We start from the raw sequence: 17,603 nt of genomic DNA, 5'->3' as shown, positions 1-17,603 counted from the left end.
TATTGTATATTCTAACCTCGAGTTACCGCAATACTCAGAATTTTTAAATCAGAGGCACTATAGACACGCACCTCTTATGTAAAGGCTTTCTTTATTACGGAGTAATTTTCTTTAAATACTCTTCTAACTGTTCTTTCGTTTGTTCACCTATAATTTGCTCCACTACTTTTCCATCTTTATCAATCAAAAAGCTTGTCGGTAATGGACCTACTCCATATGTTCCTATAATCTTTTGTCCTTTATCAATAGCAACTGGGAATTTCAAACCATATTGGTTCACAAAGTTCTTTACTGCAATATCCGTTTCATCTGCATCTAACGCTATGATTTCAACGCCTTTTTCTTTATACTTTGGATATAATTCATTCATATAAGGCATTTCTTTTTCACAAGGTTTACACCACGTACCCCAAAAGTTTAAAAATACACCTTTTCCCTTTAAATCTTTTAGTTCAATTTTCTTCCCTTCTAAATCTGTCACAACAAAGTTAGGTGCTTCTTTTCCGATTTGCATTTTCTCTTTATTAGCAAAGAATCCTTGATAAAGGGTAAATCCTACAGCACCACATAAAATGAGTAGAATAATAACGCGAAATAATAAGCGATTTTTCTTCATATTACCTCTCCTCTCCTCGGTAAATGTTATGTATTATCTTCTGTAAATGTTGTATTGAATAAATCACCAGCAGAGCACTCCACTGGTGAATTTTTAACTCTATAGCTTATCTTGGCTTTGTAGAAGCAAGCGCGCGTAATTGTTTCACCTCATGTGGTGTCAATTCTCTCGCATCACCAGGTCGCAGGCTTCCTACTTCTAAGAAAGCATAACGTTCACGTTTTAATTTCACTACTTTACAGTCTAACGCTTCAAACATACGACGTACTTGACGATTACGTCCTTCATGAATTGTTAATTGTACAATAGCCATCTCTTTACGCTTGTCCCAAGAAATAATTTTCACATGTGCTGGTGCTGTTTTACCATCTTCTAATGCAACACCGCGTTCTAACATGCGAATTTTCTCACCTGTTAATGGGCCTTTTATTTTTGCAACATACGTTTTTTCAACTTTATATTTAGGATGCATTAATATATTTGCGAAGTCCCCGTCGTTTGTCATTAATAATACTCCTGACGTATCATAATCTAGACGTCCGATTGGGAATAAACGTTGTGTAATTTCAGGGAAAAAGTCTGTTACAACACTTCTACCTTTATCATCTGATACACTTGAAATTACACCAGTTGGTTTATATAGTAAAAAATAAACAGGTTCTTCTTTTTCAAGAGGGATGTTATTTACTTCTACTTTATCTTGAGGAGTTACTTTTGTTCCTAACTCTTTCACTATTTTTCCGTTAACTTTCACTTTTCCTTGCTGAATTAATTCCTCAGCCTTTCTTCTCGATGCAATACCTGCTTGCGCAATCACTTTTTGTAATCGTTCCATTTCTTTTTTTCACCTCGAATTTATCTTACCTTACATTAGAAAGACTTGGCAACCGCATACGCTTTACGGTTATTCGCTCCATCTCCCTTAAACAACATAGCGATGATATTAAACATATAAAGGTCAAATCATGTTTTTATCCTTTATTATTGTCCATATTTTTCATATTTCTCACAATAAAAGTTCATCATTTTGTCAAAAATACTGCATAAAAAAACCACTATTAAGCTACACCTTAATAGTGGTCGTATACGTATTATACGCGAAATAGCATAAAAAATGAATAGCTTTACTGAAACAATAGGGAAACAAAGACAATAGAGCAAATAATTCCGATTAAATCTGCAAAAAGACCTACTTTTAATGCATCTCCCATTTTTCTAATACCAACAGCTCCGAAGTATACTGTTAAAATATAAAAAGTCGTATCTGTACTCCCTTGCATCGTAGAAGCTAATCTCCCAATGAATGAGTCTGGCCCATATGTAGCAATTAAATCAGTCGTAATACTTAGACCAGCAGAACCTGAAATAGGACGTATTAGTGCTAATGGAACGATTTCTGCTGGAACGTGAATTAAATCTAGCATTGGCTTCATTACTGATATCATTGCATCTAGCGCACCTGACGATCGGAATATAGAAATAGACACAAGCATTCCAACCATAAACGGTAAAATGGAAATTGCAATTTGAATCCCTTCTTTTCCTCCCTCAACGAACGATTCATACGTCGGCACTTTCTTTATCGTGCCATATAAAAGGATAAAACCAATTACACAAGGGATTACCCATAAGGAAATTGTATTTACAATACTCATTTTTTCCGCCCCTTTCTACTCCTTCTTCGGTAAAAATAGCGGTCAATCCAAATTGCTCCAATCATAGAAAGTACTTGTGCAATAAATGTTACCCCAACAATTTCAGTAGGATTGGCTGATTCATATGTCATTCGAATTGAAATGACTGTCGTAGGAATTAATGTAATAGCTGATGTATTTAATGCTAGAAACGTCACCATAGAACGGCTCGCCGAATCCTTTCCTCCATTTAACTCTTTTAGTTGTTCCATCGCTTTAATACCAAGAGGGGTTGCTGCATTACCTAGACCAAAAAAGTTTGCCATCATATTTGATAGAATAAATCCCATGGACGGATGATCCTTTGGTATTTCTGGAAACAACCTTTTTACTATCGGCATAAAAAGTGAAACTAATTTTTTTAACAATCCGGCTTCCTCTGCAATTTTCATTAAACCAAGCCAAAATACTAAAACACTAATAAGTCCTATACAAATCGTTACTGCATCTTTTGCTCCGTCAAATACAGCCTTATTCACTTCTTCCATCGTTCCATTTATCATGGCGTATACAATCCCAATGACAGCCATCGCTACCCATACGAGATTAACCATTGTTCCCAACACCTATCATGTAAGAAAAAATTTCTTTCACATTATTCCAGTAAAGTCCCGTTGTAGCTACTAACTTCCGTTTACTATAAAATAAATTCCGTTCTCCAACTTTCTCATTGCCAACATAAACATCTGTCTTTCCAACCTTTACTCCATCCTCAAGCGTTATACTTTTATCCAGTTCAACTTTTAATAATACGTTCTTTCTTTCCTCTTCAGTTAACGGCACGGAAAAACTATTTTTCGTATAAACATGGTTGGCATACTTCTTTTCATTTATTTCAGCAATTGCTCCTTGTCCTAAAACTTTCGTTTGCTTGAAACGTTCAAATCCTTTATCAAATAGATTCATATGATCATCCCAATCACTAGAAGCACTCAAAGTTACGACAATTAAATCTAGTCCATCTTTTGATGCCGTTGTAACAAGCGTTCTTCCTGCTTTCTTCGTAAAGCCTGTTTTTCCTCCTGTTGCAAATTCATAATAAGACGTTACCAACTTATGTTTATTTTTCCACGGGTAATCCCAAGAATCGGATTTATACGTTTTTGTTCCAAAGATTTTTTTAAATGACTCGTTTCCCATTGCATACTTCGTTAATAACGCCATATCGTAAGCCGACGAATAATGTGATCCATCTCCATCTAAACCATGAGGGTTTGAGAAGTGAGTATCTTTCATTCCAATTTCTTTCGCCTTTTCATTCATTAAATATACGAATCCATCTATACTCCCACCCACACTTTCAGCAATTACTTGCGCTGCGTCATTACCAGATCTAAGCATGAGTCCGTATACTAAATCTTCTAACTTCACTTTTTGTCCAGGCTTTAAATAGATTGCTGATCCTTCCACCCTCACCGCTTCATTGCTAACTGACACCATTTCTTTCATCTTCCCTGATTCAGCAGCTAACAAGGCAGTCATAATTTTTGTTATACTAGCAATTTTTTGAGGTTCATGTTCTGCTTTTCCGTATAATACACGACCAGACTGTTGCTCCATTAATACAGCATTTCGAGCACTGACATTGCTGTTCATCTTTGCATATGTAGGAATCGGCATAACGCTTGCGTACATAATAAGAAGCGTAATGATTACACAAATTCGTCTCATATTTCCCCCCACGTCCTTTTGGCACTTTTTGTACAAGTGTATGCTTGGCCTTTTAAAATATGAACGAAATCTTCCTTCTGCTTCCATTAAAAAAGACGCAGAGAATTTGCGTCTAATATGGTGTCCATTCAATTTGTTTCGCAGTTTCAAACCTTTTTTCTACATCAGGCCAATTTACAACATTCCACCAGTTTTTAATATATTCATCTTTTCGATTTTGGTATTGTAAATAATACGCATGTTCCCAGACATCTAGTACAAGGAGTGGTATCGTATCCCATTGTGTAAATAATTGATGAAGTGTACTTTGCAAAATTTCTAACCTTCCAGACCGGGGCACCCAAACGAGAATTGCCCAGCCTGAACCTTCTACTTTAGAGGCCGCTTCTGTAAAATGTTTTTGGAAACGTAAAAAGCTCCCAAAATCTTGTTCGATTTGTTGTGAAAAAGCACCTCTTGGACTCCCACCACCGTCTTTTTTCATGTTATTCCAAAATATCGTGTGTAAGTAATGACCTGACCCATGAAAAGCCGCTTCTCTTTCCCAATGCTTAATTAAATCAAATTGATTTGTTTTTCTCGCTTCTTCCATCATCTTCTCTGCTTTATTTAATCCTTCCACGTAACTCCGATGATGTTTATCATGGTGTAACATCATAATTTCTTTAGAAATATAAGGTTCTAACGCATTATACGGATAAGGTAATGGCGGGAGTGTATGTCCTCCAATTGGAACAGCTCGTTCGCTATCCCCTCTTTCATATAATTCATATTCCTCTTCTTCTTGCATAAATACTTCCTGCAAGTGATGCTGAATATGTTCTACATCATCACTTATTTCATACATAAACTCTGCATCTGTTTCATACTCATGCTCTTTCATACGCTCTAACAACGCCTGAATTTTATAAGCAAGCATATGGACATCATACACTTCCATTGCGCGGCTATCTAATACGTGAAGAACACTTTCACACCAATTTTCTACTTCATGAAAGTAATCTGTAAATACACCTTGCTGATTCATGTTGCACCTCCCTAATGCTATCCACTTAACTATATTCAATGAAAATCCCTTATATAACTGTACAAAAGGAAAAGAAGCTAAGTCACCTTAGCTTCTTTTCCGCAATCAATATTTGTGTAACATCTTTGTCTGATAATCCGTCTCATAATATTCTAGTTCTTCACGCATCAATTGAAATTTACCTTCTAAACTCTTCATCACTTGCCCCAAAGATGCAGGTGGTGTTTGTTGAAAAACGATAGAATTTTTTCCTGTATATGCAGACCGACTATTTTCATACCAATAATCACTCTTTGGTGAAAAAAACTCTGCAATTACTTGATGGTAAATCTTATATAAAATTTTTTCAGCTGCTGTTTTTCGAAATGGCTGACTATTCAACAAAACAAAACATGCATCATGTCCTTCTTCGCAAAAAACGAGAAGTCGTCTCATTGATGCTAATAACCCTTTATAATATTGCTCATTCCCTGCTGGTGTTTCCTCTAATAAAGAAGGCAACGTATGATAATTTACATAATTGGTTATCAAATTAATAGCATCTTCTAAAAATATAGAAACTTGTTCTGTTTGATTTTCAACCATCAAATTAGACATTTTTTCTCTCTCCTTTGCCATTTCACGCTATTTCTACTCTTTTATTTTTATGTAATTCAGCCAATATTTCTTGTACTTTCGACACCGTTCCCTCATCAAAATATTGTTGAAATTCTTCCAGGTTATTTAAATACAAACGTTTTTGCGCACGAAGTTCCCTATCCTTCACTAAACAACATATCGCTACAATATCGCGCAAATATATGTTTTGTTCTTCTACTTTATACACTGGATTTCCTTCAAAAGGAGTAATTTCTTGTAAAACTTCTTCAAAATATCGAACGTATAAAACCGAAAAAGTTTTCTCTTTATCATTTAATATATATGTCACTTCAGATCTGTTAAAAAAATCTTCTGATGTATTAGGTTTCGCCTTTTCTAACTCATATCCTACATAACCTTTTATAATCATATACTCCCCTCCACCTTCTTTCATCTTATTCTAACTTAATTTTCTGATAAACAAAATATTCTTTTAAATATACCTATATAAAAAATAGCTCCCCTATACAGGAATTTACCTTTTTATTTTTCTTGAAGTTTGTCATAATAATATTATTGTCTCAGTTTTCTTATACAAGGAGAGTTGTATTTATGTCGTTTTCATGGAAACGTTTCTTACAAATCGGGAAAATTATCTTCCCATTTGTTGTATTAACAATTGTATTCTTTCAAGCAAAAAAAGAATTAGCGGGCATTTCTTTTTTAGAAGCGATTGATACAATTAAAAACATTCCAACTGGAGGAGTCTTTTTAGCAATTACACTTGGTGCATTCGCTGTATCAACAATGTTCTTTTATGACTATGTTATGCTTCGTTACTTAAAAGCTGATATCCCTGTCCAAAAGATTTTCCGTATCTCGTGGATTGCTAATACTTTAAATGGATTTATCGGGTTTGGTGGTCTAGTTGGAGCTGGCGTACGCACAATGCTTTATCGTCCATACATAAAAGAAAATGGAAAACTTATTAAAAGTATCGCTTGGATGACAACTGCCTTTATTAATGGATTAGCCATTCTTTCATTTCTTGGTCTTATCGGAATATTAGACACGAGATTTATTTTGCATGAAAAACCATGGCTATGGCCTGTTCTTATCTTCTTTGCTCTTTTCGTCCCTATATATATCGGATTTTCTAAATTAAAAAATAGAAAAGCGATGCAAACAGAGGGACAAGAAGAAGAGGAGAAAAACCCAACTGTTTTATACTCATTAGTTTCATTAGTCGAATGGGTATCTGCTGGTATTGTTATGTACGTCATATTACTATTATTTGGCATTGAAATCGAATTCCAAAAGTTTTTAGGCGTATATGTCATTGCTGCTTTAGCTGGTGTCGTTAGTCTTGTTCCTGGTGGTCTTGGATCATTTGATCTTGTCTTCTTAACTGGGCTTGGGCAATACGGCATCGATACAGGTGTTTTGCTTCCTGCTATGTTATTATATCGTCTCGTCTATTACATCTTACCATTCTGCCTTGGTCTCATTTTTGCAGCTTTTGAAATGACAGGAGTAGCCATTAAAAAGTTTGAAGATAAACCCTTTATTGCGCCTGCATTAGAGACAACTGGTGTTATATGGACTTTGCAGCGTGACTTTCTAGGAAAGTTAGGTTCTTGGGCATCTGCTGCTTTAACAGTATTTGCTGGCTTAATGGTTATTTTATCAACTATTCTACCGACAAGTATAAATCGGGCACACGCCTTACATATTCTAGCTCCAAAACATCTTATTCAATTTTCTTTTAGCTTATCGCTAACATTCGGTATTCTCCTCCTCATTCTTTCACGAGGGATATATTACGGAACAAAACGTTCTTATTATATGACGATTGTTTCTTTAATTGGAGCGGCTATTTTTAATACACTAAAAGGAATTGATGTTGAAGAAACTTTTATTTTATTAATCGTACTCGCTGTATTGTATATGCTTCGTAAAAGGTTTGTACGTGAGAAAATGGAAGTCTCACTTTCCGATATCGTAAAAGTTTTTATATTCCTACTTGTAACGTTATATTTATATAAAAACTTAGGTATTTTATTTGCAAGTGCAAAAGAAGCTTTCCAACCTGATTTTGTCGTTCGTAATATTACACAAGTGAAACGAAGTGCATTAGCAGCTGCCTTTTTTGTTCCTACTTTTTTACTAATTGGTTCACTCATTGCAAATCGTTATCGAAATGAATTTCCCGGGCAACCAGCTAATGATAAAAGATTACAAAACTTCTTAGATGAACATGGTGGAAATGTACTTAGTCATTTAGGTTTTTTAGGAGATAAACAGTTCTTTTTCAGTAGTGATGGAAAAGCACTCATTCTCTTCTCAATAACTGGAAAACGACTTATTGTACTAGGTGATCCAATCGGGGACCCTTCCTCCTATCGTACTGTATTGCAAGAGTTTTTAGCTGAGGCTGATCGATTTGGATACATTTGTGTATTCTACCAAATTGAAAGTAAATGGATGAGTTTATATCACGATTTTGGTTATAACTTCTTTAAGCTCGGTGAAGAAGCTGTTGTTGATTTAAATACATTTACAATAACAGGAAAGAAACGCGCTGGCATGCGAGCTACTTTCAACCGTTTTGAAAGAGAAGGCTATACATTCTCTATTCATGAGCCACCTTTCTCAGACGAATTATATGAAGAGTTAAGAAAAGTTTCAGATGCATGGCTTGGTGGAAAAAAAGAGAAAGGTTTTTCACTCGGATACTTCGATCGTGAATATATTAGTCGCGCTCCCATTGCAACATTATCTGATGCGGATGGAAAAATTATTGCATTCACAACATTCATGCCCGTATATCAAAACGGATCATTATCTGTCGATTTAATGCGATATTATCCAGATGCGCCTAGCGGCATTATGGACGCAATTTTCATCCACTTATTCCAATGGGCAAAAGAAAATGAATACCACTCCTTTAATATTGGTATGGCACCACTTTCAAATGTTGGTTTATCCACACAGTCTTTCTGGTCTGAACGAGTGGCTGCTGCAATCTTTAATAACGTTCGTTATACGTATAGTTTCAGCGGATTACGACATTTTAAAGAAAAATATAAACCAGCATGGAGCGGTAAATATTTAGCATTTAGGAAGAATCATTCTTTACCAATTACAATGCTCTCTGTAACAAAATTAATAGGAAAAAGAAAAAACAGCTAAATTCTTAGCTGTTTTTTCTTTTTTGAACTTGTACAATAAATTCTTTTTCATATTTCTTACCATTTATATAGAAATTCCCCCACATTTTATACGTACCCTCGGCAGGAAATGTAATACGGTATTGTAATTGTTCATCCGTATCCACAGGCATAGCGTATAAAAAGTTCTCCTTCGTTTCATCCACGATATAGAGTGACTCTACTTCTCCTCTCTCTGAATGTAATTTCAATTTTTCACCCTTTTTCGCTTGAAACTGAAATGTTAACGTAACTGGTTCATTCGGATGTAATGCGCCAAATAAAAGAGAAACTTCATACTCCCCTATTTTTTTTGTAAGTACACTGTCGATTGGAAATTTCACTTTTTTCTTATTGTTCTCCTCTTTCGTTCTACCAAAATCTTTCCTAGCGAATGACTCTACGGACTTATTTTTATCTTCGTATAAAAATATCGTATATTCTTCATCTTTCGCTATTTTGGAAGATAACTTATATGACCCGTTCCCTGCAAATGTAGGTTTAATTTGTTGTATGTGTTTTAACTGTCCATCTACAATCACTGCCCGTATTTGATCATTTACACCACGAATTTCATTATTCTTTTTGTTTAACAACTGAAATACAATATCTACTTTCTCATTTCCCTTTCCATTTGACACATCCCACTTTACTTCCTGAACATCTCCTACAGTCTCTTCGTTTTCTTGATATTTTTTTATGTAAAATCCTCCTGCCACAATAAGTACTAACGCAATAAGCCCAATGACAAGATTTTTCAAAACATCACCTACCATTTTTATTGTCTCTGTTCACATAAAACTTCTTAAGCTATATATTCTAGATTATGATTTATGAAATCCTCCTATTTTGCACATATTACAAATAATAAAAAGATTTTAATTGAAAGGATTCGTAGTGTATAATGCAAATGATATTGATTTCTATCAATACATTATAAGGAGGACTTTTCATGAGTGTACATATCGAAGCAAAACAAGGCGAAATCGCTGAATCTATTCTATTACCAGGTGATCCATTACGTGCAAAATATATCGCTGAAACATTTCTAGAGGATGTTACTTGCTATAATAACGTACGTGGTATGTTAGGTTTTACTGGAACTTATAAAGGAAAACGTGTATCTGTTCAAGGTACAGGTATGGGTGTTCCTTCTATTTCTATTTATGTAAACGAATTAATCCAAAGCTACGGAGTTAAAAATTTAATTCGCGTTGGCACTTGCGGTGCAATTCAAAAAGATGTAAAAGTTCGTGATGTTATTATCGCAATGACGGCTTGTACTGATTCTAATATGAACCGTTTAACATTCCCAGGATTTGATTTCGCACCAGCTGCAAACTTTGATCTTTTAAAGAAAGCTTACGATGCTGGAACTGAAAAAGGATTACACGTTCGTGTCGGTAACGTCTTAACAGCAGATGTGTTTTATCGCGAAAGCATGGACATGGTTAAAAAACTTGGAGATTACGGTGTATTAGCAGTAGAAATGGAAACAACTGCTCTTTATACATTAGCAGCGAAATACGGCGTAAATGCATTATCTGTATTAACAGTTAGCGATCACATCTTCACTGGCGAAGAAACAACATCTGAAGAGCGTCAAACTACATTTAACGAAATGATTGAAATCGCTTTAGATGCAGCAATTCAACAATAATACACTAAAGAACTTGTCATGCGTCTGGCGAGTTCTTTTTATGTGACTTTTTATAAATAACTATTTTATAAAGAGACAGATTTCTCCCCTCTACTTTATTGTAACGTTTGTTATAATAAAGTGAAACTTTAATCAGTGGTTTTTTTCCATCCCCCACTGATTATTAGTTGAACCAATCAGGCTTTTACGGACAGTTGATCTCCCACCTACTAACTCCCTTGTATTCGCCGAATTTTGAAGTGGAAGTCTTATTGCCCGAGCGGGATAAAGAAATCATTTACAGTATTTCTCATAAGAGGTGACGCAGTGAAAAACAGAAGTATCGTCTTTAAACTATTTTTATTAACATCAACTTTATTTACAATAATATTCCTACTTTTTTTCCTAGGACAATCTCTATTTTTAGAGAAATTTTATATTAATAAAAAAGTAAAAACAGTTCAAACTGCTTTTGAAAAATTCGTAGATAATTATGACAAAAGTGATAAAAGTTATGAGAAAGTTAGAAAACTAAAACAAGAATTTCATGATAAAACAAATGCCGATATGCAGTTTTTGGATTCTAACGGTATTATTAAAAGTGATAACAATTACTATATCGATGTATTTAATCCCAACAATAATAAACAGTATTCCATTCCACTCAATAACCTTTTAACACCAGAAGAATATAATAAATTCGAAAATTTAGGTTTAAAAAAAGATGTAATAATTAATGTTGATGGAGTCGTACAAGAGAATAATATTATTACACCACAAAAATTAGGAACGAATTATAATCAATGGCAAAACGAACATTTCTATTCGGATTTTCAGTCAATTAATGGTAATCCTTCTAAGAATAGACTTGCAAGCCGATACAAATCTACAACTCGTATCGTCTTTACAGGTGTTATAACTAAGTTACAGCTCCCATCAAAAGCTGAGGTTCGTCTTGCAAATGATATTGAAACATTACAAGCCGTTCAATATTTTGCAGATATTATTAGAGATGGCACTTCTAACTCGAACCAATTAAACACGTTCATATTAGATGGCGGCGAAAATATAAAAAATAGTATCTTTGTAAAGCCGATTATAGAAAACGGAAAGATTACAGAATATGCTTTTGCGATAGCGTCTTTACAACCCGTTAATGAAGCGATGCTAGTTTTAAAAGACTATTATGTTTATGCCTTAATCATCGTGTTTCTCGTTATTATTTTGTTATCCTTCTACTACTCAAAAATCATTGTTAAGCCATTAATTAAAATGAATCGTGTTACAAAAAAAATGGCTAATTTTGATTTCAGCGAGAAATTACCTGTTACAGCCGACGATGAAATTGGTGGGCTTTCCGGCAGTATCAATACATTATCTGTAAATTTAAAAGATCGAATCGATCGATTAAATGTTGCCAATACAAAGTTACAACAAGACATTGAACGTGAACGTCAATTAGAGAAAACAAGAAAAGAATTCATTTCTGGCGTATCACACGAATTAAAAACACCACTGAGTGTAATTAGAAGTTTTGCAGAAGGTATTAAAGATGGTGTTAGTAAGGATACTTCGTATTATACTGATGTTATTTTAGAAGAAACAGAAAATATGAACAGGCTGATTGTTGAAATGTTAGAATTAGCAAAGTTAGAATCTGGTACTTACAAACTAGATATGACGACGTTCTCAATTGGTGAATTAACGCAACAAGTCTATACAAAATTATTATTTAGCATGGAAGAAAAGCATCTACAAGTGAACGTCGATGCAGACCCTTCTATACTTGTTAAAGCAAATCGTAGCCGTATTGAGCAAGTAGTTGTGAACTTACTAAGTAATGCAATCCGCTATACGCCGGATGGAGAAAAAATACAAGTCTCCATTATAGAAGCAGAAGATACCGTAAAAATCGAAATCGAAAATACAGGAAACCCTATCCCTGAAGAAAGTCTTGAAAAAATTTGGGATCGCTTCTATCGCCTAGATGCATCACGTAGCCGTCACACCGGAGGTACCGGTCTCGGATTATCTATTGTAAAAAACATTTTAGACCTCCATCATGCCGAGTACGGTGTGTATAATACGACTAACAGTGTTGTATTCTATTTCAATTTACAAAAAGTAAAAGAAGTCAAATAATTTGTCTTAATTTCACTAGGAGTTCACATGAAATTCACACTCTCCCTTTATAGTAAGAAACAAGTTAATCCTTTCCTTTACACATATAAAAGAGGAGAGTGCGTGAAATGAAACAAGCAGGACAACCTATTCAAAATGAAAAACAATTAGAAACTATCAAAAATATACTTTTACAATCTTCGAAACGTGATGGCTTATTATTCGTATTAGCTGTAAATTCTGGCTTAAAAGTAAGTGAAATCTTACAATTAAAAGTTAGTGATGTAATCGATGAAAATGAAAATGTTCGCCATTCCATTTTATTTTACAATGAAAAAGTGAAGAAACATAAATGGTTTGCTGTAAATGAAGACTTACAGCACGCAATCGAAGACTACATGAAAGAACGTAAAACTTGGAAACGTAATGAACCATTGTTAAAATCTCAAAAAGGAACAAAATCTATTACGAGACAACATGCATGGTACATTTTAAACAAAGCTGCAAAAGAAGTTGGATTAGAAGGGATTAGCTCACATACACTTCGAAAAACTTGGGGTTATTGTGCATACAAATCAGGTGTTGATATTGCATTTTTACAACACTTCTTTGATCACAGTACTCCATCAAAAACTTTAAAGTATATCGGTATTGCTTAATAACTCTTATACATAAAAAAGGTTACCATTTGAAAATTTGGTAACCTTTTTTATATTTCATATTCTCTTTTCTTGTCTCTCCTATACTGTAGTGGTACTCTAATAATAAGGGGGAGAAATTATGAACACACTTACAATTGAATTACCAAAAGAAACGGCTGAAAAACTTGATTTATTAAAACAAGCTTACGAAAAGAAAACAGGTGCTTCTATCTCTGAGAGCACTCTCGTGCAAACACTTATCTCAAAAGAATTTATCCAGGCGATAACTCCTTTTGATTTACAACAATTCATCAACGGAAAAGAACAGCATTAATGCTGTTCTTTTTTTATCTCTATTTAAAATATACAAAGTTTTTTATATATTTTTAGAAAAACCATTGACAATGATAATGATAACCATTATCATTTATTATGAAGCCAACAATTGATGAATCAACCAAACGCTCAGTAACATTGTTACCCCTCTTTTTCATATAGAAAGGCACTGTACATTCCCCCTGTTTGTACAGTGCCTTTCTTGTTTATTATCATTCAAAAAAATTTAATTGCTCCGGCTTCGGCTCACCATATGTAATGTTCATCATTTTCATAAGCTGTTTCGCATTATCTGCTGCATCCCCACCTGAATTGTTGTTAAACAGTACGTATATATCCTTTGTTTTCTTTTTTAATTGCTCTAGTCGTTCCACCCATTCTTCCAGTTCTTTATTGTTGTAGCGATATAAACAACGAACCGCTCTCCAATTTTCCCCTTTATCAAGCCAACCATGAACATTTCGACCGTGAAAACGTATTAATGCCATGTTTGAATTCGTAACCTCTAATACGAGTGGCACAGAACCTATCCCAGCCTGTGGTTCATCACAAATTGTATGAACCCATTTCTCCTGTTCTAGAAACTGTAACGTCTTATCTCTCATTTCTGGATAAAACCATGTTTGATTTCGAAATTCTATTGCACATGGTAAACCTTCCATTTTTTCTTTCGTATATCGAAGAAAATCTACATTTTTCTTTTTGCAATCAAACCATGGTGGATATTGAAATAAAATTGTTTTTAATTTATTAGCTTCTATTAAAGGAAGAATGGACTGCTTATACACATCAAACATCTCATCAAACGTAGAAAAAGGAAATTCCCCTTTCATATGTCCTGTCATTCCTTGATACGCTTTTACGACAAAAGAAAAATCTTTCGGCGTTTCCATTGCCCATTTTATATAATTTCGTGCAGGTTGCATCGCGTAAAATGAACTATCCACTTCCACAATAGGAAAATACTCACTATATGTTCGTAATTTATTTCTATTTTCATAGGAATCTACGTATAAAGAATCATGATCTCCCCATCCTGTCACTCCAATGAACAGCACATATATTCCTCCCTTTTTAACTTTATCTTCTATTCACTCCCCAAACACTTTTGCTAATCAATTTCATTAAGTGGCCCTTTCTTTAAGAGTATCCTTATTAAAATATGATATACTATATGGAAGAATTTTTAAAATGAGGGGTTATTTATTTATGCTTCCAAACGATGCTACTGTATCTCATGAAAAACGAATTGAAGAACTAGAAAATAAAGTGCGTTTTTATGAAGAACTTGTAAATCAATTACCACATCATTTCACATACAAAAATCCACATATTGGTTTACAAATAAAGAAAACTAGAGCAACTCATTCCATTCAAGAAATACCAAAAGAGAATAAAGAGGCTCATTTTCAACTTACTTGTGATTCATTATTCTTATTTGAACAACTTGAAAAACACTTTGTACATATTTTTGATGCCTTTTCACATCATGTAACCTTTGTCGATAGTAAAGGGAATATTACTTTATGTAATCAAGTTGCCGCAGATGATTTCGGTGTAATACGAAATGATATTATCGGAAAACCGATTCAACAATTACTAAACTTGCCGGAAGAAAAAATTAAAGCGATTGAAACATTAAGAACGGGAACAGAAATATATAATGAAGAAGTTTTAGACAAAAACTATGGCATTATAAACAACCGAATTATTCGCGATTATAACGGGGAGATTTTTAGGGTTATTAGTGTCTTTCATTATTTAAACACAGAGCGTGATGCAGAGAAGTTTTCGTTAGCAGGACGAATCGCAGCCGGAATTGCACACGAGGTACGAAACCCTCTTACGACAGTACGAGGATACTTACAATTTTTACAAGAAAGTGTTTCTCCATCAAATAAAGAGTTATTTAAAAGCTTACTTATCCCTGAATTAGATCGTGCAAATAGTATTATTACAAAATTTTTAGCCATTTCAAAAACACGTGAATTTACAAGAGAACCGTTTCCTATTAATACATTTTTATGCGACTATATTCAACAGTTACTAGCTAGTGAAGTCTTCTTGCATAACATTTCAATTGATTATAACTTTTCTAATGAATTAGATGATATTTTAGTCAATATTGATCGACATGAACTTGTTCAAGTATTTTTAAACCTATTTCAAAATGCCGTCGATGCTCAAGGCGAAAAGCCTCTTTCTATTCAAATCACTAGTTATCGCCTAGATAACTTCGTTCGGATTACTTTCACAGACAATGGAATTGGTATTCCTCTAGCTATTCAAGAATATATCTTTGATCCATTCTTCTCAACGAAGGATTCGGGGACAGGACTAGGCTTATCAGTAACAAAAAAAATCATCCAAAATCATAACGGTACGCTCAAAATGACTAGTGATCCAGACGGTACAACCTTCACTGTTTCTATTCCGATTTTACCTAAAGTAAATCGTGAAGCAATTAACTTATAAAATGAGAATGCTGTTCTATTAACTCCCTTTAATTGTTAAGCACACTCTAACAATTAAAGGGAGTTTTTTAAAACATATAGATTTTTCTCTACTTCTTTATTGTTCGTGTTAGGTAGGTAAACTTCTTATTTTTTGAGAAATAGTAGTTTGTCCATCACGAATTTAATTTAAATTTCATTATAATACATAGTAACGACTATTATTCTATGAAAGAAAGGAATGCAAAGATAAACAACAAAAATAAAGGGAAAGTATTTTATGGTAATGATTGTTGCGAAGTAAGAGCTTGTAGTTATATCAACATCTCTAAGTCCGAACTTAAATAATTTGTTAGACTTCTTCAAGCTCTCGGCCAAGCTATTCAAGCTGTCTTAGTTCAATATGGATCTGGTTCCTAGGTGGAGGCGCTACTGGACCAGCGGGTACTCCGATTCGGGTAACTATAGCTGCAATAGGAAACTCCAATGCTCAAACAATATCAACTGGAATTAATATTCAATTAAATCAAGTTTTTGAAATAAATAATATTAACTTTAATGACACTACACATACTTTACAGGCGTATATGATATTAGTTTCTCGGCATCTACAACTTTCCCAGGCTCTTCACCGTTTGGATTCGGTATTTCATTCAATGGCCAACCACCTACTCGTAATTTTTCAACTAATGTTATCGGTAGTGCTGTTTCTTTCTCTACAATTGTTACTTTACAAGCTGGTACAACGATTTCTGTACAACCTACAGCAAATACTATTTCTATTCCTAACACGGGCGATACAACTGCGACACTATCTGTACTCCGAATTTACTAACCACAATTTCCGATAATATTTTGGGAGGACTAAACACATTTATAAGTAATAGGTGTGTTTTTGATTGTCTATTAAATCTCTCTTTTAATAAAAAGGAGCACTTATTTGGGAGGATAAGTGCTCCTTCTTTACGTTTCTTTACCTCAAATTTACTCTATCTTAATCCTCATTTTGTATGATAAATAATGAAGTCAAAGATATGAAAGAGGGATGAAAAATGAGAGTTATGTCACCGATACGCATTTGGATTGCTCTTATGATATGCATTATTTTATGTGTAGGGTTTTTTTTAACTCTAAAATATTCTACTATTTCAAAAGCAGAGAGAAAAACAGTTCCATACACACTTTTGTATACGAAACAAAACAACATCCTTTATTCCAATTCCACAAATAATGAAAAAAAAGTTATAAAAGGAATGCTTATTACGAAAGCTTCTAGTTACGAAACTCTACTTCAAATTACTGAAACGATTAAAGATCAGTATACAAATAAAGGAATTGATGAAATCACGCTGACTATCCATAATGAAAATAATGGTAGTTATGAAGAAGAATTACCATACGAACCGATTAGTAAAGGAACAATAATCATCACATACGATTCTCAATCCTTTGGCAGTACCAACATTACTCTTAATGAATAGTAGCATTTACCCCACTAATTATGAGCTCACTTCATTTTTTACATGAGAAAGAGGCGAATAACGAAATTCGCCTCTTTCTTTTACCATAACGATGGAATCCACTCTTTCACTTTATTAAACCACTCTTGCTGTTCTT

At 34.0% G+C, this 17,603-nt stretch carries 17 protein-coding genes and 1 pseudogene; 8 read left to right on the top strand and 10 right to left on the bottom strand.

Features of this window, described 5'->3' with window-relative positions:
- Positions 1 to 94 precede the first annotated feature (94 nt).
- The 8 genes from resA to MR160_RS08570 all read right to left on the bottom strand — a co-directional run bounded on the left by resA (position 95) and on the right by MR160_RS08570 (position 6,017).
- Positions 95 to 616, bottom strand: a complete 522-nt coding sequence (gene resA, locus MR160_RS08605) for a thiol-disulfide oxidoreductase ResA (protein ID WP_000742193.1) — start codon at positions 614 to 616, stop codon at positions 95 to 97.
- 106 nt (positions 617 to 722) lie between these two features.
- Positions 723 to 1,451, bottom strand: a complete 729-nt coding sequence (rluB, locus tag MR160_RS08600) for a 23S rRNA pseudouridine(2605) synthase RluB (RefSeq protein WP_000440553.1) — start codon at positions 1,449 to 1,451, stop codon at positions 723 to 725.
- A 289-nt stretch (positions 1,452 to 1,740) separates the two neighbouring features.
- Entirely contained in the window at positions 1,741 to 2,271 is a 531-nt protein-coding gene (gene spmB / locus MR160_RS08595) for a spore maturation protein SpmB (protein ID WP_000029514.1), read from the bottom strand.
- A complete protein-coding gene (gene spmA, locus MR160_RS08590) occupies positions 2,268 to 2,864 on the bottom strand; it encodes a spore maturation protein SpmA (RefSeq protein WP_000247810.1) in 597 nt (198 codons plus the stop codon). Before spmA ends, spmB begins: the two co-directional genes overlap by 4 nt.
- A complete protein-coding gene (locus MR160_RS08585; protein ID WP_001252627.1) occupies positions 2,857 to 3,981 on the bottom strand; it encodes a D-alanyl-D-alanine carboxypeptidase family protein in 1,125 nt (374 codons plus the stop codon). The genes spmA and MR160_RS08585 overlap by 8 nt, the downstream gene beginning before the upstream one ends.
- Before the next feature lie 112 nt (positions 3,982 to 4,093).
- Positions 4,094 to 5,008 (bottom strand): superoxide dismutase, encoded by a 915-nt coding sequence (locus tag MR160_RS08580; RefSeq protein ID WP_001075736.1) that lies wholly within the window; start codon positions 5,006 to 5,008, stop codon positions 4,094 to 4,096.
- 105 nt (positions 5,009 to 5,113) lie between these two features.
- Entirely contained in the window at positions 5,114 to 5,605 is a 492-nt protein-coding gene (locus MR160_RS08575; RefSeq protein WP_000067555.1) for a YpuI family protein, read from the bottom strand.
- A 22-nt stretch (positions 5,606 to 5,627) separates the two neighbouring features.
- Complete coding sequence (locus MR160_RS08570; RefSeq protein ID WP_000584359.1) at positions 5,628 to 6,017, bottom strand: hypothetical protein; 390 nt, start codon at positions 6,015 to 6,017, stop codon at positions 5,628 to 5,630.
- Positions 6,018 to 6,199: 182 nt separating this feature from the next.
- Here MR160_RS08570 and mprF point away from each other — a divergent pair, with 182 nt between their 5' ends.
- The gene (gene mprF / locus MR160_RS08565) at positions 6,200 to 8,779 is read left to right on the top strand and encodes a bifunctional lysylphosphatidylglycerol flippase/synthetase MprF (RefSeq protein WP_000010842.1); all 2,580 of its coding nucleotides are present in this window, start codon (positions 6,200 to 6,202) and stop codon (positions 8,777 to 8,779) included.
- Between the two features lie 4 nt (positions 8,780 to 8,783).
- On the opposite strand, the gene MR160_RS08560 is transcribed toward mprF, so the two are convergent.
- Positions 8,784 to 9,572 carry a hypothetical protein gene (locus MR160_RS08560; protein ID WP_000232602.1) on the bottom strand — a complete coding sequence of 263 codons (789 nt, stop codon included), beginning with the start codon at positions 9,570 to 9,572 and terminating at the stop codon, positions 8,784 to 8,786.
- Between the two features lie 176 nt (positions 9,573 to 9,748).
- On the opposite strand from MR160_RS08560, the gene deoD reads away from it, so the two are divergent.
- The 4 genes from deoD to MR160_RS08540 all read left to right on the top strand — a co-directional run bounded on the left by deoD (position 9,749) and on the right by MR160_RS08540 (position 13,531).
- Positions 9,749 to 10,456 (top strand): purine-nucleoside phosphorylase, encoded by a 708-nt coding sequence (gene deoD, locus MR160_RS08555; RefSeq protein WP_000110707.1) that lies wholly within the window; start codon positions 9,749 to 9,751, stop codon positions 10,454 to 10,456.
- A gap of 306 nt (positions 10,457 to 10,762) precedes the next feature.
- Positions 10,763 to 12,577, top strand: a complete 1,815-nt coding sequence (locus tag MR160_RS08550) for a sensor histidine kinase (RefSeq protein WP_000797506.1) — start codon at positions 10,763 to 10,765, stop codon at positions 12,575 to 12,577.
- Between the two features lie 107 nt (positions 12,578 to 12,684).
- Complete coding sequence (locus MR160_RS08545; RefSeq protein WP_000806236.1) at positions 12,685 to 13,215, top strand: tyrosine-type recombinase/integrase; 531 nt, start codon at positions 12,685 to 12,687, stop codon at positions 13,213 to 13,215.
- A 121-nt stretch (positions 13,216 to 13,336) separates the two neighbouring features.
- Positions 13,337 to 13,531, top strand: a complete 195-nt coding sequence (locus MR160_RS08540) for a DUF3924 domain-containing protein (RefSeq protein WP_001094856.1) — start codon at positions 13,337 to 13,339, stop codon at positions 13,529 to 13,531.
- A 214-nt stretch (positions 13,532 to 13,745) separates the two neighbouring features.
- On the opposite strand, the gene MR160_RS08535 is transcribed toward MR160_RS08540, so the two are convergent.
- Positions 13,746 to 14,591, bottom strand: a complete 846-nt coding sequence (locus tag MR160_RS08535; protein ID WP_000897362.1) for a DUF72 domain-containing protein — start codon at positions 14,589 to 14,591, stop codon at positions 13,746 to 13,748.
- Positions 14,592 to 14,742: 151 nt separating this feature from the next.
- On the opposite strand from MR160_RS08535, the gene MR160_RS08530 reads away from it, so the two are divergent.
- From MR160_RS08530 to MR160_RS08515, 3 genes and pseudogenes are all read left to right on the top strand, one after another.
- On the top strand, positions 14,743 to 16,008 hold the full coding sequence (locus MR160_RS08530; RefSeq protein ID WP_063675147.1) for an ATP-binding protein: 1,266 nt from the start codon (positions 14,743 to 14,745) through the stop codon (positions 16,006 to 16,008).
- 206 nt (positions 16,009 to 16,214) lie between these two features.
- A pseudogene (locus MR160_RS35295) lies at positions 16,215 to 16,821 on the top strand (Gly-Xaa-Xaa repeat protein).
- A 217-nt stretch (positions 16,822 to 17,038) separates the two neighbouring features.
- Complete coding sequence (locus MR160_RS08515; protein WP_001265587.1) at positions 17,039 to 17,467, top strand: hypothetical protein; 429 nt, start codon at positions 17,039 to 17,041, stop codon at positions 17,465 to 17,467.
- Positions 17,468 to 17,603: the final 136 nt, after the last annotated feature.

It is taken from the genome of Bacillus cereus group sp. BfR-BA-01382, from assembly GCF_022663475.1.
In the GTDB taxonomy this organism is placed as follows: Bacteria; Bacillota; Bacilli; order Bacillales; family Bacillaceae_G; genus Bacillus_A; species Bacillus_A thuringiensis_S.
Note: the sequence above shows the minus strand (reverse complement) of the source record. Positions and strands in the feature narration are given on the sequence as shown.

Coding starts and splice junctions, on each gene's coding strand:
- MR160_RS08545 (WP_000806236.1), top strand. CDS start 12,685: ATGAAACAAGCAGGACAACCTATTCAAAATGAAAAACAATTAGAAACT.
- mprF (WP_000010842.1), top strand. CDS start 6,200: ATGTCGTTTTCATGGAAACGTTTCTTACAAATCGGGAAAATTATCTTC.
- spmB (WP_000029514.1), bottom strand. CDS start 2,271: ATGAGTATTGTAAATACAATTTCCTTATGGGTAATCCCTTGTGTAATT.
- MR160_RS08540 (WP_001094856.1), top strand. CDS start 13,337: ATGAACACACTTACAATTGAATTACCAAAAGAAACGGCTGAAAAACTT.
- MR160_RS08530 (WP_063675147.1), top strand. CDS start 14,743: ATGCTTCCAAACGATGCTACTGTATCTCATGAAAAACGAATTGAAGAA.
- rluB (WP_000440553.1), bottom strand. CDS start 1,451: ATGGAACGATTACAAAAAGTGATTGCGCAAGCAGGTATTGCATCGAGA.
- MR160_RS08515 (WP_001265587.1), top strand. CDS start 17,039: ATGAGAGTTATGTCACCGATACGCATTTGGATTGCTCTTATGATATGC.
- MR160_RS08575 (WP_000067555.1), bottom strand. CDS start 5,605: ATGTCTAATTTGATGGTTGAAAATCAAACAGAACAAGTTTCTATATTT.
- MR160_RS08570 (WP_000584359.1), bottom strand. CDS start 6,017: ATGATTATAAAAGGTTATGTAGGATATGAGTTAGAAAAGGCGAAACCT.
- deoD (WP_000110707.1), top strand. CDS start 9,749: ATGAGTGTACATATCGAAGCAAAACAAGGCGAAATCGCTGAATCTATT.
- MR160_RS08585 (WP_001252627.1), bottom strand. CDS start 3,981: ATGAGACGAATTTGTGTAATCATTACGCTTCTTATTATGTACGCAAGC.
- spmA (WP_000247810.1), bottom strand. CDS start 2,864: ATGGTTAATCTCGTATGGGTAGCGATGGCTGTCATTGGGATTGTATAC.
- MR160_RS08580 (WP_001075736.1), bottom strand. CDS start 5,008: ATGAATCAGCAAGGTGTATTTACAGATTACTTTCATGAAGTAGAAAAT.
- resA (WP_000742193.1), bottom strand. CDS start 616: ATGAAGAAAAATCGCTTATTATTTCGCGTTATTATTCTACTCATTTTA.
- MR160_RS08560 (WP_000232602.1), bottom strand. CDS start 9,572: ATGGTAGGTGATGTTTTGAAAAATCTTGTCATTGGGCTTATTGCGTTA.